This is a genomic window from Streptomyces sp. NPDC005706 (assembly GCF_040631045.1).
Lineage (GTDB): Bacteria > Actinomycetota > Actinomycetes > Streptomycetales > Streptomycetaceae > Streptomyces.
This window is the reverse complement of sequence record NZ_JBEXYS010000010.1, coordinates 18,408-41,149: the sequence shown is the minus strand read 5'-3', so window position 1 is coordinate 41,149 and position 22,742 is coordinate 18,408. Positions and strand designations below refer to the sequence as shown.

Here is a 22,742-nt window from a genome sequence, read left to right as displayed (position 1 = left end):
ACCGCCCGTCACCACCGCGCCCCGACGACCACGGACCGGGGCGACAGGCCCGCCGAAGACCGACCGAAGACCGACCGAAGACCGACCGAAACCGAGAAAGAAGGCGACATGGACGAGAACACCCGCTACCAGGTGCTGCGCAACGACGAGGAGCAGTACTCCCTCTGGCCCGCCGACATCGAGGTGCCCGCCGGCTGGCAGCCCGTCGGCAAGGAGGGCACCGAGGCCGAGTGCTCCGCCTACGTGGACGAGGTCTGGACCGACATGCGGCCCAAGAGCCTGCGCGAGCGCATGGAGAACGCCGGCGCCTGACCGGCCCACCCGCACCGACACGCCGGGCCGGCCGCACCCGCGCCGGCCCGGCACCGCTCACCCCCACGCGTCGCCGTCCCGGCGCCCCACCGCCCTCGGCCCCACCGCACCGCAACTCATCCGAGGAGCCCTTCATGACCCCTGTCCTGCGCACCGAGCGCCTGGAATTCCTCCCCTACCGACCCGAACACGAGGACCACTTCGTCGCGCTGCTGCGCAACGAGGAGGTGTGCCGCTGGATGGGGCAGGACCTCGTACCGGAACCGCAGCTGCGCGAGCTGTTCCGGGCCATCCTCACCGACGTCTACCCCCAGCGCCGCTTCGACGTGTGGGGCCTGTGGCTGGACGGCACCTACGTCGGGCACGCCGAGGTGAAACCGACGGGCAACGTCGACGGCCACGAACTCGTCACCGCGCTCGTCCCCAGCCACTGGGGGCGCGGCCTGGGCGGCGAGACGGTGCGCGGCCTGCTCCGGCACGCCGCCGACGACCTGGGGCTGACCGAGGTGTACGGCATGGTCGGCGCCGAGAACACCGCCAGCCTGGCCCTGTCCCGCCGCCTGGGCTTCCGGCACGTCCGGGACGTCGTCGGTGACGACGGCTCCGTGACGAAGCTGATGGCCATCCGCACGAAGGATCCGGAGCCGGAGACCGGGGCTTCGACCGCGCCCCACGCGGCCGGGGCGGCGGCCGCCGCGGACCCCGTGTGAGCCTGCCACCGCTCGCCGGGTGAGCCGCCGAAGCGGCGGACACAGGGCCCGCGCCGGAACCGAGGCGCGACCTCGGTCCACCGCCGCGGTGACGGCCACCCCCGGCAGGGGCCCGCGGAGCCCGTCCGCGTTGTCCGCGTCCGCAGGGGCTGCGCAGTCGGCTCATACGCGCTGTAATGGCCAACGTGGCGAGTGAGGGTGCTGCGGTGCGCAGATCGAGGAGCGAGCGTGCCGGACTTGCCCTCGACACGCTCGCGGCCGTGCCCGCTTCGCCGGACCGGCTGCGGCGTGTCCTGGAACAGGCACTGGTGTTCGCCGGGGCCGCGTTCGCCGGCGTGTACACGCCGGGCGACGACCCCGCGACGCTGCGCCTTGCCGAGTCGGCCGGTCTGCCCCGCACGCTGTACGGACTGCGCGACGGCTATCCGGCCACGGGCGGCTCCCCGATGGCCGAGGCCCACCGCACCCGGCGGCCGGTGTGGCTCGGTCCGGCCGAGCTGGCCGGGTGCGCCGAGGCACGCCGGGCGCCGTCCGCGGACTTCTCGCTGGCCGCCCTGCCGCTCGGCCCGGCCGGCGGCTGCCTGCTCGCCGTCACCGAGCAGCCCGGCGGCTTCGGCACCGACGACCGCGACTGCCTGGAGCTGGTCGCCCGGGCCGTCGCCGTACCCGCGCCCGCCGTGGTCGTCACCGACACGGGCGAGCTGCCCGCCGACGCCTTCAGCCTGGTCGTGGACACCGGCCGGGTCGAGGTCGGCGACAGCATCCTGCGCCTGTTCGGCATCGGCCGCCAGGAGTTCGACGGCAGGGTGGAGACCCTGCTCGGGCTCACCGTCCCCGAGGACCTGCCCGCCCTGATGTCGGTCGTCGAGGCCGACCACATGTCGATCGGCGAACGTGAACTGGAGTTCCGCATCCTGCAGCCCTCGGGCCCGCCCAAGTGGCTCCGCCTGCGTGGCCGGCTGGTGCCCGGCGGCGAGGGCCGCTCGGCCCGGATCGCCGGCACCGTCGCGGACGCCTCGACCGTACGCTCGGGCGTCACCGACGTGGCCCGGGTCCAGCGGCTGGCCGCCGCCCTCGCCACCGCCGGCACCGTCAAGGACGTCGGGCAGGCCGTCGTCGCCGCCCTGCGCGTCCCCCTCAACGCCGACCGCATCGCGCTGGCCGAACTGGAGAACGACCGCCTCGTCGTCACCGTCCTCGACCCGCCGCAACCCGAGGCCTGGCCCGAGCTGTGGCGCACCGAATGGCGCACCGAATGGCCCGACGCGCCGGTGCGGGCGATGCCCACCCTCGCCGCCGCGCTGCGCGAGGGCCGCTCCCGCATCTGGCCCGCCGGCACCCCGCTGGAGCCCGCCCTCGCCGAGGTCGGCCCCGGCGGCCTCGCCGTGCTGCCGCTCCCGGCCGGCGGCCGCATGGCCGGCGCCTGCCTGATCGGCTGGGACCAGCCGCACGAGTTCGCCCCCGACGAGCGCGCCCTGCTCACCGCCTGCGCGGGCCTCGCCGGACAGGCCCTGCTGCGCGCCCACGCCTTCGACGCCGAGCACGAACTCGTCGGCATGCTCCAGCGCACCCTGCTGCCCCGCCGGCTGCCCCGGCTGCCCGGCGCGGTCGCCGTCGCCCGCTATCTGCCCACCACCGCCGGTCTGGAGGTCGGCGGCGACTGGTACGACGTGATCCCGCTCGCCGACAACCACGTGGCCCTCGTCATCGGCGACGTGCAGGGCCACAACGCGGGCGCCGCCACCCTCATGGGGCAGATGCGCACCGCCCTGCGCGCCTACGCCGCCGAGGGCCACTCCCCGGACGTCGTCGTCGCGCACGCCAACCGGCTGCTGCTGGACATGGAGACCGACCTCTTCGCCACCTGCGCCTACGTCGACGTGGACATGGAGCAGGGCACCGCCCTGTGCGTGCGCGCCGGCCATCTGCAGCCCGTGCTGCGGCACCCGGACGGCAGCACCGAGATCGTGCAGGCCGAGGGCGGCCCGCCGCTCGGCGTGCTCGGCCAGGCCGAGTTCCGCATGACCCCGCTCCGGCTCCAGCCCGGCACGGTCCTCGCGCTCACCACCGACGGCCTGGTGGAGTCCCCGGGCGCCGACATCGACGAGGGCATGGACCGGCTCGCCGCCGAACTGGCCGCCGCCGACCCGGGCCACCTCGGTCTGGTCGCCGACGCCCTGCTCACCGGCGCCCACCGCGGCGACGACGTCGCCCTGCTGCTGATGCGCTACGACGGCATGGCCGTACGCCCGCTGCGCGAGAGCTGGACGGTGTGGCGGGTCCCCGAGGCCGTCCGGCACGCCCGCCGCTTCAGCCGGCGCACGCTGCGCGCCTGGGGCGTCTCCCCGGACACCCTCGACGCGGCCCTCCTCGTGGTCTCGGAACTGGTCACCAACGCCCTCGTGCACACCGGCGGGCCGGTCCGCCTCGACCTCAGCCTGGTCAACCACCGGCTGCGGCTCGCCGTCGCCGACACCTCGCCGCGCAGCCCCGTCAAGCCGACCAGCATCGGCTGGGAGGCCACCGGCGGCCGCGGCATCCTGCTGGTGGAGGCGGTGTCGGCGGCCTGGGGGACGGTGCCGGTCAGCGGCGGCAAACAGGTCTGGGCGGATCTCGTACCGCAGGACTGACCCGCCACTCGGGTACCGGTGCCGCCCGCGTACGGCAGGTCGACGGGCGCCGCGCGCCGACCGTGCCTAAGGTCGGTGGGGTGGCACACACCTTCGAGGAACTGGTGGCGAAGCAGCGCGCCGCCGACGCGGCACACCGCACGGTCGAGGAACTCCGGGACGCGTACGGACCGCCCGCCGGGCGCCAGATGACGGGCGCCCAGTCCGGCACCTACGAGACGGCGCTGCGCGCCTGGCGGGACCTGGACCGGGAGGCGCAGACGGCGGTGAGCGAGTACGCGAAGGAGACCGGCAGGCCGCGGGCCGACGTGGAGGCGGAGGTGGCGCGGGCGGCCGCACCTCAGGACTCGTGAGACCCGGCCCCCGCGCGGCCGCCCGCGGCGCCGAACGCCTCGCCGATGCGGCGGACGCCCGCCTTCCGGTGCTGGAGGGCGGCTCGCTGCTGCGCAAGGCGTTCCCCGAGCACTGGTCCTTCCTGCTCGGCGAACTCGCTCTGTACAGCCTGCTCGTGCTGATCCTGACCGGGGTGTGGCTGACGTTCTTCTTCCAGCCGGAGATGCGCGAGGTCGTCTACCAGGGCTCCTACGTGCCGCTGCGCGGGGTGCTCATGTCGTCCGCGTTCGACTCCACCCTGCGCATCAGCTTCGACGTCCGCGGCGGACTGCTGATGCGGCAGATGCACCACTGGGCCGCGCTCCTCTTCATCGCCGCGATCGGCGCGCACATGCTCCGGATCTTCTTCACCGGAGCCTTCCGCCGGCCCCGCGAGCTGAACTGGGTCATCGGGGTCACCCTCTTCGCGCTGGCCCTCGCGGAGGGCTTCGCCGGCTACTCGCTCCCCGACGACCTGCTCTCCGGCACCGGACTGCGCATCGCCCAGGGCATCATGACGTCGATCCCGGTCGTCGGGACGTACCTGGCCTTCTTCGCCTTCGGTGGCCAGGTGCCCGGCCACGACATCGTCACCCGGCTCTACCCGGTGCACATCCTGCTGATCCCGGGCGCCCTCGTCGCCCTCGTCTCGGTGCACCTGATCCTGGTCTTCCACCTCAAGCACACCCAGTGGCGCGGCCCCGGCCGCGTCAACCGCAACGTCCGAGGCAAGCCGCTCTTCCCGCAGTTCAGCGCCTCCTCCATCGGCCTGTCCCTGACGGTCGCCGGCCTGCTGGCGGTGCTGTCGGCCGTCGCCCAGATCAACCCCGTGTGGGTGTACGGCCCGTTCCGCCCCGACCAGGCCTCCACCGGCTCCCAGCCCGACTGGTACGTCGGCTTCCTGGAGGGCGCCCTGCGGCTGGTGCCGTCGTGGGAGACCACCTTCGCGGGCCACACCGTCATGTGGAACGTACTGCTGCCGGCCGTGGTCCTGCCCGCCGTGCTGTTCGCCGTGCTCTACGCCTATCCCTTCGTCGAGCAGCGCCTGACGGGGGAGTGGCGCCAGGAGCGGCATCTCGCCGACCGGCCGCGCGAGCGTCCCGTGCGCACCGGCTTGGGCGTGGCGGCCACCGTGTTCTACGCCGTGCTGCTGCTGGAGGGCGCCAACGACGTCACCGCCCAGACGTTCCGGGTCTCCGTCGACGCGCTGACCTACGTGTACCGCGTCGCCCTCGTGGTGGCGCCCGTCCTCGCCTTCCTGCTGACCCGGTGGCTGTGCCGGGCCCTGACGGCGGCCGAGCGCGAACGCCTCGTCGAGGGCGTGCCGACCGGCGACATCCGGCAGAACGTCGCCGGGGGCTACGAGACCGACCACGAACCGGTGGAGTCGTTCCAGCCCGGAGCGCCGCGCAGGGAGCTCAGCGACGCGCGTACTGGAACACCATCCCGAACACGCCGCGGACCAGGACGGCGAAGCCGATGAGGAACAGCCACAGCCCGTAGACGACGCCGGTCGCCGTCACCGCGAAGCCCAGCGCGGTGACGACCGGCCAGGGGCTCTCGTCCGGGAAGAACGCCACCGGCCCCGCCCCGTCGGCCACTTCGGCGTCCTTGATGTCCTGCGCCCGCCTCCCCTTGCGCCGGTACTGCACCAGGCAGAAGAACGACACCAGCGCCGCCATGCCGCAGGCGACCACCAGCGCGGCCGTACCGGCCGGCTCGCCCGACCACACCCCGTACAGGGCCGCGGTCCCGCCGAAGAACACCGCCACCCCGCCGAACAGCATCGCCTCGGTCTTCATCGTTTCCCTTCCTCCTGGGCCTCGCGCACGACCTCCGGATGGTGCAGGTCGAAGGCGGGCGCCTCGGACCGGACCCTGGGCAGCGCCACGAAGTTGTGCCGGGGCGGCGGGCAGGACGTCGCCCACTCCAGGGCCCGGCCCCATCCCCAGGGGTCGTCGATGTCCACGCGCTCGCCCTTGGCCGCGGTGCGCCACACGTTGTAGAGGAACGGCAGGGTGGAGACGGCGAGCAGGAACGCCCCGGCGGTGGAGACGCTGTTCAGCAGGGTGAAACCGTCCCCGGGGAGGTAGTCCGCATAGCGGCGGGGCATGCCCTGCTCACCGAGCCAGTGCTGGACCAGGAAGGTGAGCTGGAAGCCCGGGAAGAGCAGCCAGAAGTGCATCTTGCCGAGGCGTTCGTCGAGCATCCGGCCGGTGAACTTGGGCCACCAGAAGTAGAACCCGGCGAACATGGCGAACACGACCGTGCCGAACAGGACGTAGTGCAGGTGGGCGACGATGAAGTAGGAGTCGGTGAGGTGGAAGTCCAGCGGGGGTGAGGCGATCAGCACCCCGCTGAGACCGCCGAGGAGGAAGGACACCAGGAACCCGCACGACCACAGCATCGGGGTCTCGAACGACAGCGAGCCGTACCGCATGGTGCCGATCCAGGCGAAGAACTTGATGCCCGTGGGGACGGCGATCAGGAACGACATGACGGAGAAGAACGGCAGCAGCACGGCGCCGGTGGCGAACATATGGTGGGCCCAGACGACGGCCGAGAGCATGGTGATGGCGATGGTCGCGCCGATCAGCGGGAGATAACCGAACAGGGGCTTGCGGGAGAAGACCGGCAGGATCTCGGAGACGATGCCGAAGAAAGGCAGCGCGACGATGTAGACCTCGGGGTGCCCGAAGAACCAGAACAGGTGCTGCCACAGCAACGCGCCCCCGTTCGCCGCGTCGAAGACGTGCGCGCCGAACTTGCGGTCGGCCTCCAGGGCGAGGAGGGCGGCGGTCAGCACGGGGAAGGCGGGCAGGACCAGGATCGAGGTGAACAGCACGTTCCAGGTGAAGATCGGCATCCGGAACATGGTCATGCCGGGAGCGCGCAGGCACATGATGGTGGCGATGAAGTTGACCGCGCCGAGCGTGGTGGAGACACCGGTGACGACCAGTCCCATGACCCACATGTCGCCGCCGGCGCCGGGGGAGTAGTACGCGCTGTTGAGGGGGGCGTAGGCGAACCAGCCGAAGGAGGCGGCGCCGCCGGGGATGATGAAACCGGAGACCACCATCAGGCCGCCGAGCAGGTACATCCAGTACGACAGCGCGTTCAGCCGGGGGAAGGCCACGTCGGGCGCGCCGATCTGCAGCGGCATGACCGCGTTGGTGAACCCGGCGAACATCGGTGTGGCGAACAGCAGCATCATGATCGTGCCGTGGATCGTCACGAACTGGTTGTAACCCTGCTCGCTGAGCACCTGCAGCCCCGGCCGCGCCAGCTCCGTGCGCATGCCCAGCGCGAGGAGTCCGGCGAGCAGGAAGAAGCAGAACGCCGTGACCATGTAGAGCCGGCCGATCACCTTGTGATCGGTCGTCGAGAGCCAGCGCAGCAGGACCCGCCCGGGCCGGGGAGCGGTGGCCGGGTACCGTGCGGTGATCTCCGCGATCTCTGACATCTCCGGTGTTTCGGTCATCGCGGGCGACGCTACTCCCGGGACCGGTGGGCCCGCCCGCGCCACGCCCCGCACGTCCACGGTCGGGTCCGGTGCCCGCTGCGCCGATCGGCTGAAGCGCGCCCGGTCAGGCATCCGGCGTCCGGTCCCGGGTACCCGCAGGCCATGAACACTGCCACGTACGAAGCAGCCACAGGCGCTCAGGTGTTCGGGTACGTCCTCGTCCTCGTGGTCGGCGTCGCCCTCGTCGCCGGGCTGCTGTGGGCGTTCCGGCTGGGCGTCGCGGTGCGCAAGCGCGAACCGGCTCCGCCGCTGCCCGAGGAGCAGCCCACGCTGCCGCCGTCCGGTCCGGTCCGTGAGACGAGCGAGATGCGCGAGCCGCACGAGGTGCCCCGGACCGAGGACGGGAACGACCGGCTCACCCCCCATCAGCTCGGCAACGTCGGTTCCAGGCGGGCCGAGGACCAGCGGCGTCCGCGCTGGTCGCCCGGGTCCAGCGGCTCCTTCGGCGGCGGTGGCGGCGGCCGGACCTGAGCCGCGCCGCCCGCGGGTTTGCGCGCCACGGGCGCGGGGACCCGGGCGGACACACCGCAGACGCCGGGCCGGCTCACCGGCCGGTCCGGCCGCAGGGCAGAAGAGAGAAGATGAGACACCGTGACCGCGCACATCAGTGACAGGCCCGCCCTTCCCTATGCCGAGACCGGCTGGTCCAAGGCCCGCGGCAGGCGGGGCGGCAGCGTGCGCACCTGTCTGCCGGCCATCGCCGAGCGCACCGGGCCACGACAGCAGAGCGCGGAGCGGGACGGCAACATAGTGCGGGGCGAGGACTGAGGAACGCCGGGGCGGGCGGCGGAGCCCGGCGGGAATCCGGGGGCCGGCCCAATAAGGCGAACAAGGGTCCGGACCGGCCAGTCCGCCGTTAGGGTATGGCCAATATGAACCTCCTCGTGACCGGCGCCGCCGGGTTCATCGGCTCCCATTACGTACGCGGCCTCCTCGCCGACGACTCGCCCGACGCGCCGAGCGTCACCGTGCTGGACAGGCTGACCTACGCCGGCACCCGCACGAACCTCCCGAGCGGCCATCCCCGCCTCGACTTCGTGCACGGCGACATATGCGACGCCGCCCTCGTCGACAAGCTCATGGCCGGCGCCGACCAAGTGGTGCACTTCGCCGCCGAGTCGCACGTCGACCGGTCGATCGACGGGGCCGGCGAGTTCGTCCGCACCAACGTGGTGGGCACCCAGACCCTGCTGGACGCGGCGCTGCGAAACGGCGTCGGCACCTTCGTGCACGTCTCCACCGACGAGGTCTACGGTTCCATCGAGTCCGGCTCCTGGCCCGAGGAGCACCCCCTCGCGCCCAACTCCCCGTACTCCGCCTCCAAGGCCTCCTCCGACCTGCTGGCCCTCGCCCAGCACCGCACCCACGGCCTCGACGTCCGGGTCACCCGCTGCTCCAACAACTACGGCCCGCGCCAGTTTCCGGAGAAGGTGATCCCGCTCTTCGTCACCAACCTCCTCGACGGCCTGACCGTCCCGCTCTACGGCGACGGACGCAACGTCCGCGACTGGCTGCACGTCGAGGACCACTGCCACGGCATCGAACTGGTCCGCACCAAGGGCCGGGCCGGCGAGGTCTACAACATCGGCGGCGGCACGGAGCTGAGCAACAGGGAACTCACCGGACTGCTCCTCGAGGCCTGCGACGCGGACTGGGACCGGGTGGAGCACGTCACCGACCGCAAGGGCCACGACCTGCGCTACTCGGTCGACTGGAGCAAGGCCCGCGACGAACTCGGCTACCGCCCGCGCCACGACTTCCCGGCCGGCCTCGCCGCCACGGTCGCCTGGTACCGGGACAACCGCTCCTGGTGGGAGCCGCTCAAGCGGCGGAGCGTCCGATGAGGTGGCTGGTCACCGGCGCGGGCGGCATGCTCGGCCAGGACACCGTCCAGGAACTGCGCGAACGCGGCGAGGACGTCACCGGGCTCGGCCGCACGGCGCTCGACATCACCGAACCCGGATCCGTGCGGGGGGCGTTGGACGCCCACCGCCCGGACATCGTCGTCAACTGCGCCGCCTACACGGCCGTGGACGACGCCGAGACCGACGAGGCACGCGCGCTGCGCGTCAACGGCGAGGGCCCGCGGCTGCTCGCCCGCGCCTGCGCGGCCCACGGCGCCCGGCTGGTCCACGTCTCCACCGACTACGTCTTCTCCGGCGACGCCCGCGACACCCCCTACCCCGAGGACCACCCCCCGGCCCCGCGCACCGCCTACGGCCGCACCAAACTCGCCGGGGAGCGCGCGGTGCTCGCCGAACACCCGGACGGCGCCGTCGTGTTGCGCACCGCCTGGCTGTACGGCGCCCACGGCCGCAATTTCGTGCGCACCATGCTCGAACTCGAGGCCCGCCGCGACACCCTGGACGTCGTGGACGACCAGCGCGGGCAGCCGACCTGGAGCGCCGACGTGGCCGGCCTCGTCGCGGACCTCGGCGCCGGGGACGTCCACGGCGTCCTGCACGCCACCAACTCCGGTGAGGCCACCTGGTTCGAGCTGGCCCGCGAGGTGTTCCGGCAGACCGGCGCCGACCCGGAGCGGGTACGCCCCACCGACAGCCGGTCCTTCCCCCGGCCCGCGCCCCGGCCCGCCTACAGCGTGCTCGGGCACGCGCGATGGCGGGGGACCGGCCTGGAACCGCCGAGGGACTGGCGGTCCGCCCTGTACGAAGCCCTGCCTCACATCCGCAAGGAGATGTCCCAGTGAAACGGCACGAGTTCCTTCGGGAGCTCCACAAGGTCACCGCGAACCGCAACTACCTGGAGATCGGCGTCAACGACGGCCGCAGCCTGACGCTGTCCCGGGTACCCAGCGTCGCTGTCGACCCCGCGTTCAAGGTGGTCACGGAGATCCGCTGCGACGTGCACCTCGCCAAGGCGACCAGCGACGACTTCTTCGCCCGCGACAACCCCCTCGCGCACCTCAGGGGCGGCCGCCACCCGCTGCGCAACCTGGCCCGCAACCGCAGCCCGTTCGGCTACTGGAGGCGCACCACGCTGGACCTGTCGTTCATCGACGGCATGCACCTGTTCGAGTACGCGCTGCGGGACTTCATCAACATCGAGAAGCACGCGGACTGGGCGAGCGTCATCGTCTTCGACGACATGCTGCCGCGCAACGTCGACGAGGCCGCCCGCGACCGGCACACCGACGCCTGGACCGGCGACGTCTACAAGCTCGTCGAGATCCTGAACCGTCACCGCCCCGACCTGGTCACGGTGCTGGTCGACACCGCGCCCACCGGCCAGCTGGTGGTCTTCGGCGCCGACCCGTCGAACACCGTGCTGAAGGACCGCTACGACGAGATCATCGCGGAGTTCGAGGTCCCCGACCCGCAGAAGGTCCCCGAGTCGGTCCTGGGGCGCACCACGGCCGTCAAGCCCGAGGACTTCCTCGGCGCCGGCTTCTGGAAGCCGCTGGCCGCGGCGCGCGACCGGGGCACCAAGCGGGCCCGCGGCTGGGAACCGCTGCGGCGCGCGCTGGAGCCCTACTCCGTCACCCGCTGAACCGGTCGCGCAGCCGCGCGTAGTGGGCGGAGCAGTCCGCGTAGGAGGGCAGCAGCCCGGACCGCTCCGCCTCGGCCAGCGTGGGTGCCTCGGCGTCCTTGGGAGACAGCACCGGCTCGATGCCCTCGGGCCAGGCGATGCCGAGACCGGGATCGAGCGGGTGCACCCCGTGCTCCCGGCCCGGCGCGTACCCGGCCGAGCACAGGTACACCACGGTGGCGTCGTCGGTCAGCGCCATGAAGGCGTGGCCCAGGCCCTCGGCGAGGAACACCGCGTGCCGGGTGTCGTCGTCCAGCCGTACCGCCTCCCACCGCCCGAAGGTGGGGGAGCCGACCCGGATGTCCACCACCACGTCCAGCACGGCACCGCGCACGCAGGTGACGTACTTGGCCTGCCCGGGCGGTACGTCCGCGAAGTGGACGCCGCGCAGCACACCCCGCCGCGACACCGAGCAGTTGGCCTGGGCGAGGCCCAGGTCGTAACCGGTGGCCTCGCGGAACTCCGCGCCCCGGTACCACTCGTGGAAGCTGCCCCGGTCGTCCGGGAACACCTTGGGCTCCAGCACCCACGCGTCCGCTATCTCCAACTGCCGCACCGGTTCAGGCCTTTCGTGTAGTCGTCGGTCCCAGCATTCCGCCCAGCACGCGCCGGGCCCTCCCGAGGATCCGCCGCAGCAGCCCGCGCGGCGCCACCCGGACCACCCGCACGTCGTCGCGGCCCGCCCGCAGCAGCAGCGGCAGCGTCAGCGCGCGGCCGCCCGGCAGGCAGAGCGCCGTGCGCCAGGCGGCGTTCCGCAGTTCGCGCACCGGCACCCGGGCCGCGAGCAGGCCGTGGGCGCCGTCGGCGGGGGTCAGCACGGCCTCCGCGTCGAGCGTGCGGCCGGAGGCGGTGCCGGTCAGCCGGAGGGTGATCGCGGTGCTGTCGGGGACGTACAGCGGCAGCGCCAGGGCGAGCATCTCTTGGTCCGACAGCGCCGCGTCGGCCGAGGTGAGCCGGTGCAGGCCGAGGGACTTCACCGCCCGGTCCACGTCCAGCGAGAGGTTGGCGTGCGCCTTGGTCCAGTACGGCAGCACCACCCGGCCGGCGACGATCCCGGCGGGCGGCAGCGCGTCACCGTGCGCCGGCGCGGGCCCCAGCCGGCACTCCTTGGTCCAGCCGCCCAGCGAGAGGCGGACGTAGGTGTCCCACAGCCCGCCGGTCAGCGGGCCGCCCGCCGCCGCCGTGGCCGGGTCCACGGTGGCCGTGCCGCGCAGCACCAGCCGGGTCCGGCCGTCGGCGGCCGGGACGCGCTCCCGGTCGGTCTCCACCGGCTGGAAATAGGAGGCGCCGGTCTCCCGGTCGCGCAGGATCAGGTCTGCGGTCGCCCTGCCGAAACCGTCGGCGGCGGCCGCGGTCAGCCGGGACACGGCCTCGGCGAGGTCCGCCGGCGCGTCGTCCGCCGGGGCCCGGGACCCGTCCGCGCGGACGGTCAGCGGGCCGTCGGCGTCGGTGTACTCGGCGGTGAAGCGCACGCGCAGGCTTCCGTCGTGCCATTCGACGGCGGACGGGACGGCCCGGGGCCGGACGCCGGCCTCCCACTCGGCGTAGGCGACCAGGTCGTCGTAGCGGTCGTCCCGGATCAGCGCGGCGACGATGCGCTGGCCCGGCCGCATGCCGGGGGCGACACCGGGGCCGAAGCGCTCCTTGACCACCGCGTGGGTCTCCCGGAACACCTCGCGCCGGTAGTCGTCCGGCATCGCCAGCAGCCGGCGCCCGCTCATCCGGTCGACGATCTCCACCCGCAGCCAGCGGCGCAGCAGCCGGTCGCGCAGCGCGCCGGGCTCGGTGTACCGCTCGACGACGTCCAGGGCCTCGCGGAGGTTCTGGAAGTAGCCGACCGGGTCGAAGCTCTGGAAGCCGGCGTTGGCGGCGTCGTCGCGTTTGACGTGGTAGTAGCAGACGTAGTCGCTGAGCACGGAGACGTTGTCCGCGCGCAGATAGGCCTCGGTGACGAAGACGTGGTCCTCCAGGCGTCGCCGGCCCTCGGGGAAGCGCAGCCCGGTGCGGTCCAGGAAGGAGCGCCGGAGCATCTTGTGCGGGGTGAGGCTGTCGATCAGCGGGGCGCCGGCGACCGTGGCGTGCGGGTGGTTGCGGCGGAACAGCTCCACCGGCACCGGGCGGCCCTTGCCGGCCATCTTCCCGACGACCACGTCGGCCTTGTTGGCCACGCCGTACTCGTACATCCGCTCCAGGGCCTCGTCGCCGAGGTGGTCGTCGTTGTCGACGAACATCACGAACTCGCCCCGGGCGGCGTCGATCCCGACGTTGCGGGGCTTGCCGGACCAGCCGGAGTTCTCCTGGTGGACGACGCTGAAGTGCGGGTGCTCGGCGGCGAGCGCGTCCAGTCTGGCGGGGGTGGCGTCGGTGGAGCCGTCGTCGACGAAGACGACCTCGAACTCGTCGGGGGGCAGCGACTGGCGCAGCAGCGAGGCCACGCAGTCCTCGATGTACGGCCCGGGGTTGTAGACGGGTACGACGACGCTGACCTTGACCGGCATCCGGTTTCCAAGCCCCCTTGGTTCGCTTTCCGTTGCCTGAATGGCACGGCGCGTGGCCGAATGTTAACCCGCTGCCTTGTGCGGGCGAAGTCAAGCCCGCACAAGGCACCGTGTCGGGTGATCAGGCGTGGGTCTTGGCCAGCAGCTCCAGGATCTCGGCCGTCGTGCCGCTCTCGCCGAGCCGCGGGAAGATCCGCTCGACGCTGCCCGCGTGCGCCGCGGGGTCGCTGTCGGTCATGGCGTCGGTGGCCAGGGTGACGTGGTAGCCGTGGGCGTAGGCGTCGCGCGCGGTGGACTCGACGCCGATGCTGGTGGCGATGCCGGCCAGCACGATCTGCGTGATGCCGCGGCGCCGGAGCTGCGTGTCGAGGTCGGTGCCGTGGAAGGCGCTCCAGTTGTGCTTGGTGACGCGGATGTCGCCGGGGTGGCCGGTCAGTTCGTCGACGACGACGTCCCAGCCCTCCGGGAAGGCGAGGCCGCGCGCCTGCCCCTCGGTCCGGCCGGGGACGGCGTCCGCCCAGTCGGGTGCGAAGGACACCCGGACCAGGACCACGGGGAGGCCGCGGTCACGGAAGGCGCCGGCGAGTTCGGCGCTGCGGGAGACGACGTCGGCGGCGGCGTGCGGCTGGGTGGGCATGGCCACGATGCCGTTCTGCAGGTCGATCGCGACGAAGGCGGTGCGGGGGTCGAGCGTGGTGACGGACATGGGGTGGGTCAGGCCTTTCGAGGGGTGAGCCGGCCGAGGGAACGGTCGGGGAGGGTCGTCGCCAGCAGCAGAGCCGAGCCGGCGAGCATGAACAGGGCCAGGCCGTGCAGCCCGGCGGTGTCGGCGCGGTGCGGGTAGAACGCCGCCGTGGCGGCGGACGCGCCCAGCGCCCCGAGGTACATGAAGGTCCGCAGCAGCCCGGCGGCCGACGCGATCCGTTCCGGATCGGCCTGCCGGTACAGGGCGTTCTGCGCGGCGAGGCCGACGAGGCCCTGCGGGACGCCGAGGAGGGCACCGACGCCGAGCAGCAGCCACGCCGGGCTGCCGGCGCCGACCAGCAGCAGGGCGGCGGATCCGGCGATCTGCAGCACGGAGCCGGTGAGCAGCTTGGCGCGCACCGCCTCGCGCCGCCCGGTGACGGCGGAGACGGTGAGCGCCGTGGCCGACAGCGGCAGCAGCACCAGACCGGCCGTGGCCGCGCTCAGCCCGCGGCCCTGCTCCAGCCACTGCGTGTAGCCGTACATGAAGGCGTAGGAGGTGGTGTAGGCGAGGAACTGGCGCAGATACGTGGCGAGCAGCGGGCCGTTGCCGCCGAGGACCCTGAGATCGATGAACGGGTCCGGGGTGCGCAGCTCGCGCAGCGCGAACGCGGCGGCAGCGGCGGCGGCGAGCAGCGGCAGGTACCAGCGGTCGGAGCGCGGGCTCATCAGGAGCAGCATCAGCGCGACCAGCATGGCCGCGAACAGCGTCATGCCGGGCAGGTCGACGCGCCGGCGCCCGTCCGGCGGCGGGGTGCGCGGCAGCCGCAGCGCGCCGAGGACCAGACAGGCCGCGGACAGCGGCACGTTGACGGTGAACACGGCACGCCAGCCGCCCAGCCCGATCAGCAGTCCGCCGAGCGCGGGCCCCACCACGGCCACCGTCTGGGCGGCGACGGCCAGCGCGGCCAGTACACCCGCCGGGCTGTCCCGCCCGGTGCGCTCGGCCTCGGCGCGGGTCAGCCGCATGGCCGCCGGATACGCGGCCGACGTACCGAATCCCAGCAGCACGCGGGCCGCGATCAGGGCGCCGAGCGAGGGCGCGAGCGCGCCCAGCAGACCGGCGAAGCCGACCAGGGCGGTACCGGTGAGATAGAGCCGGCGCGGCCCGTACGTGTCCACCAGCCGACCGATCACGGGCTGGCCGACGGCCGTGGCCAGATAGAGCGCCGAGACCAGCCACACCGTCTCGGCGGGCGGCGCCCCGAACGCGACGCCGATCGGCACCAGGGCCACGGCGATCATCGAGGAGTTGACCGGGTTCAGCACCGAGCCGAGCACCATCGGCGCGATCAGCCGGCGGTCGAATCCGGCGGGGGAGGGGCGGGTGGTCCGGCCGGTGCGCGGGGTGAGCCTCGGTATCACGGCCGCGAGAGCCGTTCCAGCAGCTCCAGCGCCGTCAGCACGGTCCGCCGCTCCTCCTCGGTGTAGCGGTCCTCGAAGGCGCGGGCCAGCCACTCCTCACGGAGCTGCTTGTTGCCCTCGACGCGGGACCGGCCGGCCTCGGTGAGGGTGACCAGCTGGCGGCGGCCGTCGTCGGGGTCGGGGGCGCGCCGGATCAGGCCGTGCTGCTCCAGGGCCGTCAGCGTGGTCGCCATCGACTGCGGACGTACGCCCTCCGCGCCGGCCAGCGCGCTGGCCGTGGCCGCGCCGTGCTTGCCGACCAGGGAGAGGGCCGACTCCTGCGACGGGGTGAGGTCGGCGTCCTGCGCGACCTCGCGGATCCGGCGCCGCAGCCGGCTGAACACCACGCGCAGGTCGCGCGCCGCGCGGACGGCGGATTCGGAGATGACGGGCATGCCGTCACCCTAGGACCGGCAGGGGAAACTGTCCAGTCGCAACTGTTCAGTTTTGCCTGTCGAACAGTCGGGTACTCGGCCGTCCCCCGGGCACGGGGCGGGCAGCACAGCACCTAGGCGAGTCCAGGGAGCGCGGATGACCGGGTGGGACATCTCCGGCCTGCGGGCGGCGCTGGCGGACGAGGTGGACGGCGAGGTCCGCTTCGACGCGGGGAGCCGCGGGGCCTACGTCACCGACGGTTCGAACTACCGGCAGGTCCCGATCGGTGTCGTCGTGCCCCGCACGGTGGAGGCGGGCGCCCGCGCGGTGTCCGTCTGCGCGCGCTTCGACGTCCCGGTCCTCTCCCGGGGCGGCGGCACCAGCCTCGCCGGGCAGACGACCAACACCGCCGTGGTGATCGACTGGACCAAGTACTGCGACGGGCTGCTGTCCGTGGACCCCGAGGCGCGCACCTGCGTCGTCGAGCCCGGCATCGTCCTGGACGAACTCAACCGCCGGCTGTCCCCCCACAAGCTGCAGTTTGGGCCCAAGCCGTCCACCCACAGCCACTGCGCGCTGGGCGGCATGATCGGCAACAACTCCTGCGGCGCCTCGGCGCAGGCCTACGGCAAGACCGTCGACAACGTACGGCGCCTGGAGATCCTCACCTACGACGGGCAGCGGGCCTGGGTCGGCCCCACCCCGCCCGACGAGCGCGCCCGGATCGCGGAGGGGGGCGGGCGGCTCGCCGAGATCTACGCCGGCCTGGACCGCATCGCCACCGAGTACCTCGCCGACATCCGCCGCGGCTACCCGAAGATCCCGCGCCGGGTCTCCGGCTACAACCTCGACTCCCTGCTCCCGGAAAGCGGCTTCGACGTGGCCAGGGCGCTCGTGGGCAGCGAGGGCACGCTGGTCACGGTCCTGCGCGCCGAACTCGACCTCGTGTCCGTGCCGTCGTACCAGTCGCTCCTGGTGCTCGGCTACGAGGACATCTGCGCCGCCGCCGACGACGTGTCCCACCTGCTGGAGCACTGCTCGCCGAGCCAGCTGGAGGCCCTGGACGGGCGCATGGCCCAGCTCATGCGCGAGGAGGGCGCCTACCTCCAGTCCCTCGACATCCTTCCACGGGGCGACAGCTGGCTGATGGTCCAGTACAGCGGCGACAGCCAGGAGGACGTCGACGAACAGGCCCACGCCCTGCTGCGCGCCGTCGGCCGCGGCGAGAAGGACCCGGAGGTCGCCTTCTCCGACGACCCCGAGCGCGAGCAGCGGATGCTCAAGGCCCGCGAGGCAGGACTGGGCGTCACCGCCCGCCCGCCGGACGACCGGGAGACCTGGGAGGGCTGGGAGGACTCCGCCGTCCCGCCCGAGCGGCTCGGCGACTACCTGCGGGACCTGAAGGCGCTGTTCGAGGAGTTCGGCTATGACCACCCCTCGCTGTACGGGCACTTCGGGCAGGGATGCGTGCACACCCGCATCCCCTTCGGACTGAAGACCGCCGAGGGCGTCGCCGGCTTCCGCCGCTTCGTGGAGCGCGCCGCCGACCTCGTCGCCTCCTACGGCGGCTCGCTGTCCGGCGAGCACGGCGACGGCCAGTCCCGCGGCGAACTGCTCACCCGGATGTTCGGCGAGCGGCTCGTGTCCGCGTTCGGCGAGATGAAGGCGCTGTTCGACCCGGGCAACCGGATGAACCCGGGCAAGATCGTGGACCCCAATCCGGTCGACGGACAACTGCGCCTCGGCCCCTCCTGGCGTCCCGAAACCCCCGCGACCCACTTCCAGTTCCCCGAGGACGACCACTCCTTCAACCGCGCCGTGATGCGCTGCGTCGGCATCGGCAACTGCCGCAGCCACTCCGGCGGCGTGATGTGCCCCTCGTACCGCGCCACCCGGGAGGAGGAGCACTCCACCCGGGGCCGCGCCCGGCTGCTGTTCGAAATGCTCGGCGGCCACGCCGACTCGGCGGTCAAGGACGGCTGGCGCTCCCCCGAGGTGCGCGACGCGCTGGACCTCTGCCTGGCCTGCAAGGGCTGCAGGTCCGACTGCCCCACCGGTGTCGACATGGCGACACTCAAGGCCGAGTTCCTCTCCCACCACTACGAGGGCAGGCTGCGCCCCGCCGCCCACTACGCGATGGGCTGGCTGCCCGTCTGGGCCCGGCTGTCCCGCCTGTCCCCGGGCCTGGTCAACACCCTGCTGCACGCGCCCGGCCTGGCCCGCGCGGGCAAGCGGCTGGCCGGCGTCGACGGGGTCCGCCCGGCGCCGGTGTTCGCCCGCCAGTCCTTCGTGCAGTGGTGGCGGGCCCGCGGCGGGGAGGAACCCGACCCCGCCGACCCGCGCACCGTGGTGCTGTGGCCGGACACCTTCAGCACCTACTTCCACCCCTCCATCGCGATCTCGGCCGTGCGGGTGCTGGAGGACGCCGGCTTCCGGGTCGCCGTACCCACCGAACCGGTGTGCTGCGGTCTGACCTGGATCTCCACCGGGCAACTGTCCGTCGCCGAGAAGGTGTTGCGCCGCACCCTCGGCGTGCTGCGCCCCTATCTGGAGGCGGGCACGCCCGTCATCGGCCTCGAACCCTCCTGCACCGCCGTCTTCCGCGCCGACGCCCCGGAACTGCTGCCCGCCGACCAGGACGTGCAAAGGCTCGCCAAGCAGTTCCGCACCTTCGCCGAGCAACTGGTCCACCACGCGCCCGACGACTGGCGGCCACCGTCACTCGCCCGGCACGCGACCGTGCAGACCCACTGCCACCAGCACGCCGTCATGAAGTTCGACGCCGACCGCGAACTCATGCGCCGCGCCCACCTCGACGCCGACGTCCTCGACGAGGGCTGCTGCGGACTGGCCGGCAACTTCGGCTTCGAACGCGGTCACCACGAGGTGTCCATGGCCGTCGCCGAACAGGGGGTCCTGCCCGCCGTCCGCGCGGCCGCCCCCGGCAGTCTCGTCCTCGCCGACGGTTTCAGCTGCCGCACCCAGATCGAGGACGGAGGCACCGGCCGGCGCGCCCTGCACCTCGCCGAGGCCCTGGCCCTCGCCCTCGACGGCAACCTGCCAAGCGACGCCCCGGAACGCCTGGCCCAGCGTCCGCCCGAGCCGTCCCGCACCGCGCGCTGGGCGACGACCGCCTCGGCCGCCGCGCTCGCCGCCGCGGCCGGCACAGGCGTCGCGCTGCGGCTGCGGCGCCGGACCTGAGGAGGCGGCCATGAGCGACCGGCCGACCGTCGAGGCCGTGGACACCGCCGTCTACACCGTGCCCACCGACGCGCCCGAGGCCGACGGCACCCTCGCCTGGGACAGCACCACCCTCGTCCTCGTCACCGTCCGTGCGGGCGGCACCAACGGGACCGGCTACACCTACGCCCCCGCGGCCGCCGCCCACGTGGTCCGGGATCTGCTGGCCGGCACCGTCAACGGCACACCCGTCCACGACGTGCCGCGCGCCAACGAGGCGATGTGCCGGGCGGTGCGCAACGCCGGGCTGCCGGGCGTGGCCGCCCAGGCGGTCAGCGCCGTCGACATCGCCCTGTGGGACCTCAAGGCCCGCCTGCTCGGCCTGCCCCTCGTCGACCTGCTCGGCGCCGCCCGCGACGACGTCCCCGTCTACGGCAGCGGGGGCTTCACCACCTACGACGCCGACCGCCAGGACCGTCAGCTGCGCGGCTGGGCCGAGGACCAGGCCATCCCCCGGGTCAAGATCAAGATCGGCGAGTCCCGGGGCTCCCGCCAGGCCCGCGACCTGGAACGCGTCGCCCGCGCCCGGGCCAGCGTCGGCGACACCGCCGAGCTGTACGTGGACGCCAACGGCGCGTACACCGGCGGACAGGCCGTACGGGTCGCGAGCGCGCTCGCCGACGCGGGCGTCACCTGGTTCGAGGAGCCGGTCTCCTCCGACCACCTCACCCTGCTCGCCGACGTCCGCGGCCGGGTGCCCATGGACGTCACCGCCGGCGAGTACGGCTACACGCTGCCGTACTTCGAGCACATGCTGTCCGCCGGAGCCGTCGACTGCCTCCAGGCGGACATCACCCGGTGCGGCGGCATCACCGTATGGCTGCGCGCCGCCGCCCTCGCCCACGCGCGCGGGACCGGCATCTCCGGGCACTGCGCACCGCACGCCCACGCCCATGCCGCCGCCTGCGTGCCCAACCTGCGCCACCTGGAGTGGTTCCACGACCACGTCCGCATCGAACGGCTCCTCTTCGACGGCGTCCTCGACCCCGGCGGCGGCGCCGTCACGCCGGGCGCCGACGGGGCGCCGGGCCACGGACTGACCCTGGCCGAGGAGCGGGCCCGCCTCTACCGGGTGGACTGAGAGACCGGCACCCGCCTTACGAGAGGAGACATCATGCCCCCCACCGTCGTCATCACCGGTGCCAGCGCCGGGATCGGCCGTGCCACCGCCCGCCTCTACGGCCGGCGCGGCGCGAACGTCGTCCTGGTGGCGCGGGGCGAGGGCGGCCTGAACAACGCGGCCGACGAGGTCGCGGTCCTCGGCGGACGGCCCCTGGTGCAGACCGCCGACGTGGCCGACCCGGCCCAGGTGGAGGCCGTCGCGGAGACCGCGGAGAAGGAGTTCGGCCCGATCGACGTGTGGATCAACTGTGCCTTCGCGTCCGTGTTCGCGCCGTTCGACGAGATCGGCCCCGAGGAGTTCACGCGCACCACCGAGACGACCTACCTCGGTTTCGTCAACGGCACCCGCTCCGCCCTGAAGCGGATGCTGCCCCGCGACCGGGGCACGATCGTGCAGGTCGGCTCGGCGCTCGGGGAGCGCTCCATCCCGCTGCAGTCGGCGTACTGCGGCGCCAAGCACGCCATCAACGGCTTCACGTCCTCCGTCCGCGTCGAACTGCTGCACCGCGGCAGCAACGTGCACATCACCGTCGCGCAGATGCCCGCGGTCAACACACCGCAGTTCGACTGGGTGCGCTCCCGGCTGGCCAAGCACCCCATGCCGGTGCCGCCGATCTACCAGCCGGAGGTCGCCGCCCGGGGCGTGGCCCACGCGGCGGACCACCCGCGCGGCAAGCAGTACTACGTCGGCGCCTCCACCCTCGCCACCCTCTGGGCCAACCGGCTCGCCCCGGCCCTGCTCGACCGCTATCTGGCCCGCACCGGCTTCGGCTCCCAGGAGACCGACAGCGTCCCGCCGACCGGCCTGGACAACCTCTTCGAACCCGTCGACCGGGCGCCCGAGGACGACCAGGGCGCCCATGGCGCCTTCGACGACACCGCGCACGCGCGCTCCTGGCAGGAGACCCTGGCCCGGCACCCGGCCGCCACCGCCCTCGGCGCGGGCGCCGCCGTACTGGGTGCCGTACGCGGCATCCGCCGCCTCACCTCCCCGACTCCCTAGTGTGGCCGTGTGCGACTGCTCCTGATGTCCGACACCCACCTCCCCAGGCGCGCCAAGCGGCTCCCGGACCCGCTGCTCGCCGAACTTCCGCGCGCGGACGTGGTGTTCCACGCCGGGGACTGGGTCGACACGGCCACCCTCGACCTGCTGGAGGACCGCAGCCGCCGGCTGGTCGCGGTGTACGGCAACAACGACGGCCCCGAGCTGCGGGCCCGCCTCCCCGAGGTGGCGTACGCCGAACTGGGCGGCCTCCGCTTCGGCGTGGTCCATGAGACCGGCCCCGCGCGGGGCCGCGAGGCCCGGTGCGCCGCCCGCTTCCCGGAGCTGGACGTGCTGGTCTTCGGCCACAGCCACATCCCCTGGGACACCGTCGCCCCCGGCGGACTGCGGCTGCTCAACCCCGGCTCGCCGACCGACCGCCGCCGCCAGCCGCACCACACCTACCTCACCGCGGCCGTCACCGACGGTGCCCTCACCGACGTCACCCTGCACCGCATCACCTAGGGCTCCGCGTCCCGAGCCCCTGTGTACCGAACCCCTGCGGCAGGAGTCTCGGCGCCGCTGCGGGTAACCCTGCTTGCCTCGCGCTCCGTCGCGGGAGGCGTCAGCGCCCGCCGCGCGGTCGGCGGGCCCTGCGGCCCCGCCGGGAGCGGCCGTGTCGGAGCCGGGTGGCGGCCAGCGCCAGCAGGGCCAGTGCCGCCGCGGCCGCGAGGGCGCGCTTGGCCACCGGGAGGCCCGCCGTGCGCAGCAGGTCCAGGGGTTCCGGCTCCTCCCGGCCGGCGGCCGGCGCGGCCTCCTGCGCGGGGGGCCCGGGCTCCGGGCCGCCCAGCCGGTCCGCCAGACATGCCGCGAACTGCCCCACCAGGCGGTCGCCCACCTCTCCCAGCACCCCGCGCCCGAACTGGGCCGGACGCCCGGTCACCTTCAGGTCGGTGGTTACGGTCACCGCCGTGCCGCCCTCACGCTCGCTCAGCACGGAGGTGACCGTCGCCCTGGCCGTGCCCTGCCCCCGGGTCTCCCGGCCGCTCGCCGCGAGCACCATCCGGTGGGCCGCCGCGTCCTGCTCCTCGAAGACCGCGGTGCCCCGGTAGGTCACGGTGACCGGGCCGACCTTGACCTTCACCGAGCCGGTCACGGTCCTGCCGTCGTACTCCTCCACCACCGCGCCCGGCAGGCACGGGGCGACGCGTTCGATGTCGAGGAGCGCCGGCCAGGCCTCGTCGACGGGGACGGGGACGGTGAACTCGTGGTGCAGTTCCATGG

The 22,742-nt window shown here is 73.4% G+C and carries 22 protein-coding genes; 14 read left to right on the top strand and 8 right to left on the bottom strand.

The genetic code is table 11. The annotated features are described in order from the left end of the window. Window positions 1-108: 108 nt before the first annotated feature. The 5 genes from ABZ478_RS18580 to ABZ478_RS18560 all read left to right on the top strand — a co-directional run bounded on the left by ABZ478_RS18580 (window position 109) and on the right by ABZ478_RS18560 (window position 5,507). On the top strand, window positions 109-312 hold the full coding sequence (locus ABZ478_RS18580; protein ID WP_067045059.1) for an MbtH family NRPS accessory protein: 204 nt from the start codon (window positions 109-111) through the stop codon (window positions 310-312). 134 nt (window positions 313-446) lie between these two features. After that, complete coding sequence (locus ABZ478_RS18575) at window positions 447-1,022, top strand: GNAT family N-acetyltransferase (protein ID WP_359550596.1); 576 nt, start codon at window positions 447-449, stop codon at window positions 1,020-1,022. 176 nt (window positions 1,023-1,198) lie between these two features. Continuing rightward, window positions 1,199-3,652 (top strand): SpoIIE family protein phosphatase, encoded by a 2,454-nt coding sequence (locus tag ABZ478_RS18570; protein ID WP_359550594.1) that lies wholly within the window; start codon window positions 1,199-1,201, stop codon window positions 3,650-3,652. An 80-nt stretch (window positions 3,653-3,732) separates the two neighbouring features. Next, window positions 3,733-4,005, top strand: coding sequence for a hypothetical protein (locus tag ABZ478_RS18565; RefSeq protein ID WP_359550592.1), 273 nt, complete (start codon window positions 3,733-3,735; stop codon window positions 4,003-4,005). Continuing rightward, on the top strand, window positions 4,002-5,507 hold the full coding sequence (locus tag ABZ478_RS18560; RefSeq protein WP_359550589.1) for a ubiquinol-cytochrome c reductase cytochrome b subunit: 1,506 nt from the start codon (window positions 4,002-4,004) through the stop codon (window positions 5,505-5,507). Before ABZ478_RS18565 ends, ABZ478_RS18560 begins: the two co-directional genes overlap by 4 nt. On the opposite strand, the gene ABZ478_RS18555 is transcribed toward ABZ478_RS18560, so the two are convergent. Together ABZ478_RS18555 and ctaD are read right to left on the bottom strand one after the other, a co-directional pair. Beyond that, a complete protein-coding gene (locus tag ABZ478_RS18555) occupies window positions 5,443-5,826 on the bottom strand; it encodes a cytochrome c oxidase subunit 4 (RefSeq protein WP_359550586.1) in 384 nt (127 codons plus the stop codon). The genes ABZ478_RS18560 and ABZ478_RS18555 overlap by 65 nt on opposite strands. Beyond that, complete coding sequence (ctaD, locus tag ABZ478_RS18550) at window positions 5,823-7,487, bottom strand: cytochrome c oxidase subunit I (RefSeq protein ID WP_359550863.1); 1,665 nt, start codon at window positions 7,485-7,487, stop codon at window positions 5,823-5,825. Before ctaD ends, ABZ478_RS18555 begins: the two co-directional genes overlap by 4 nt. A gap of 162 nt (window positions 7,488-7,649) precedes the next feature. Between ctaD and ABZ478_RS18545 the strand changes: the two genes are divergently transcribed. The 5 genes from ABZ478_RS18545 (at window position 7,650) to ABZ478_RS18525 (ending at window position 11,054) form a co-directional block, all read left to right on the top strand. Next, window positions 7,650-8,018: a DUF6479 family protein gene (locus ABZ478_RS18545; RefSeq protein WP_359550583.1), complete on the top strand. Its 369-nt coding sequence runs from the start codon at window positions 7,650-7,652 to the stop codon at window positions 8,016-8,018. Between the two features lie 120 nt (window positions 8,019-8,138). After that, complete coding sequence (locus ABZ478_RS18540) at window positions 8,139-8,315, top strand: hypothetical protein (protein ID WP_359550581.1); 177 nt, start codon at window positions 8,139-8,141, stop codon at window positions 8,313-8,315. A 104-nt stretch (window positions 8,316-8,419) separates the two neighbouring features. Continuing rightward, window positions 8,420-9,391 carry a dTDP-glucose 4,6-dehydratase gene (gene rfbB, locus ABZ478_RS18535; protein WP_359550578.1) on the top strand — a complete coding sequence of 324 codons (972 nt, stop codon included), beginning with the start codon at window positions 8,420-8,422 and terminating at the stop codon, window positions 9,389-9,391. Further along, window positions 9,388-10,254, top strand: a complete 867-nt coding sequence (gene rfbD / locus ABZ478_RS18530; RefSeq protein ID WP_359550576.1) for a dTDP-4-dehydrorhamnose reductase — start codon at window positions 9,388-9,390, stop codon at window positions 10,252-10,254. Before rfbB ends, rfbD begins: the two co-directional genes overlap by 4 nt. Next, on the top strand, window positions 10,251-11,054 hold the full coding sequence (locus ABZ478_RS18525; protein ID WP_359550573.1) for a class I SAM-dependent methyltransferase: 804 nt from the start codon (window positions 10,251-10,253) through the stop codon (window positions 11,052-11,054). The genes rfbD and ABZ478_RS18525 overlap by 4 nt, the downstream gene beginning before the upstream one ends. On the opposite strand, the gene rfbC is transcribed toward ABZ478_RS18525, so the two are convergent. The 5 genes from rfbC to ABZ478_RS18500 form a co-directional block, all read right to left on the bottom strand. Beyond that, entirely contained in the window at window positions 11,044-11,649 is a 606-nt protein-coding gene (rfbC, locus tag ABZ478_RS18520; protein WP_359550570.1) for a dTDP-4-dehydrorhamnose 3,5-epimerase, read from the bottom strand. The genes ABZ478_RS18525 and rfbC overlap by 11 nt on opposite strands. A gap of 4 nt (window positions 11,650-11,653) precedes the next feature. Further along, window positions 11,654-13,591: a glycosyltransferase family A protein gene (locus ABZ478_RS18515; protein ID WP_359550568.1), complete on the bottom strand. Its 1,938-nt coding sequence runs from the start codon at window positions 13,589-13,591 to the stop codon at window positions 11,654-11,656. 121 nt (window positions 13,592-13,712) lie between these two features. Then, window positions 13,713-14,297, bottom strand: a complete 585-nt coding sequence (locus ABZ478_RS18510; protein WP_359550565.1) for a hydrolase — start codon at window positions 14,295-14,297, stop codon at window positions 13,713-13,715. An 8-nt stretch (window positions 14,298-14,305) separates the two neighbouring features. Continuing rightward, a complete protein-coding gene (locus ABZ478_RS18505) occupies window positions 14,306-15,700 on the bottom strand; it encodes an MFS transporter (protein ID WP_359550563.1) in 1,395 nt (464 codons plus the stop codon). Next, window positions 15,697-16,134: a MarR family transcriptional regulator gene (locus ABZ478_RS18500; protein WP_359550560.1), complete on the bottom strand. Its 438-nt coding sequence runs from the start codon at window positions 16,132-16,134 to the stop codon at window positions 15,697-15,699. The genes ABZ478_RS18505 and ABZ478_RS18500 overlap by 4 nt, the downstream gene beginning before the upstream one ends. Window positions 16,135-16,270: 136 nt before the next feature. On the opposite strand from ABZ478_RS18500, the gene ABZ478_RS18495 reads away from it, so the two are divergent. From ABZ478_RS18495 to ABZ478_RS18480, 4 genes are read left to right on the top strand one after another with little or no spacing between them, the layout of a single operon-like run. Beyond that, the gene (locus ABZ478_RS18495; RefSeq protein WP_359550558.1) at window positions 16,271-19,315 is read left to right on the top strand and encodes an FAD-linked oxidase C-terminal domain-containing protein; all 3,045 of its coding nucleotides are present in this window, start codon (window positions 16,271-16,273) and stop codon (window positions 19,313-19,315) included. 10 nt (window positions 19,316-19,325) lie between these two features. Then, the gene (locus tag ABZ478_RS18490) at window positions 19,326-20,435 is read left to right on the top strand and encodes an enolase C-terminal domain-like protein (protein ID WP_359550555.1); all 1,110 of its coding nucleotides are present in this window, start codon (window positions 19,326-19,328) and stop codon (window positions 20,433-20,435) included. Window positions 20,436-20,468: 33 nt separating this feature from the next. Continuing rightward, window positions 20,469-21,479 (top strand): SDR family oxidoreductase, encoded by a 1,011-nt coding sequence (locus tag ABZ478_RS18485; protein ID WP_359550553.1) that lies wholly within the window; start codon window positions 20,469-20,471, stop codon window positions 21,477-21,479. Window positions 21,480-21,488: 9 nt separating this feature from the next. Then, the gene (locus ABZ478_RS18480; RefSeq protein ID WP_359550551.1) at window positions 21,489-21,983 is read left to right on the top strand and encodes a metallophosphoesterase; all 495 of its coding nucleotides are present in this window, start codon (window positions 21,489-21,491) and stop codon (window positions 21,981-21,983) included. Between the two features lie 100 nt (window positions 21,984-22,083). Here ABZ478_RS18480 and ABZ478_RS18475 read toward each other — a convergent pair whose 3' ends face one another. Beyond that, complete coding sequence (locus ABZ478_RS18475) at window positions 22,084-22,740, bottom strand: SRPBCC family protein (protein ID WP_359550548.1); 657 nt, start codon at window positions 22,738-22,740, stop codon at window positions 22,084-22,086. Window positions 22,741-22,742 lie beyond the last annotated feature (2 nt).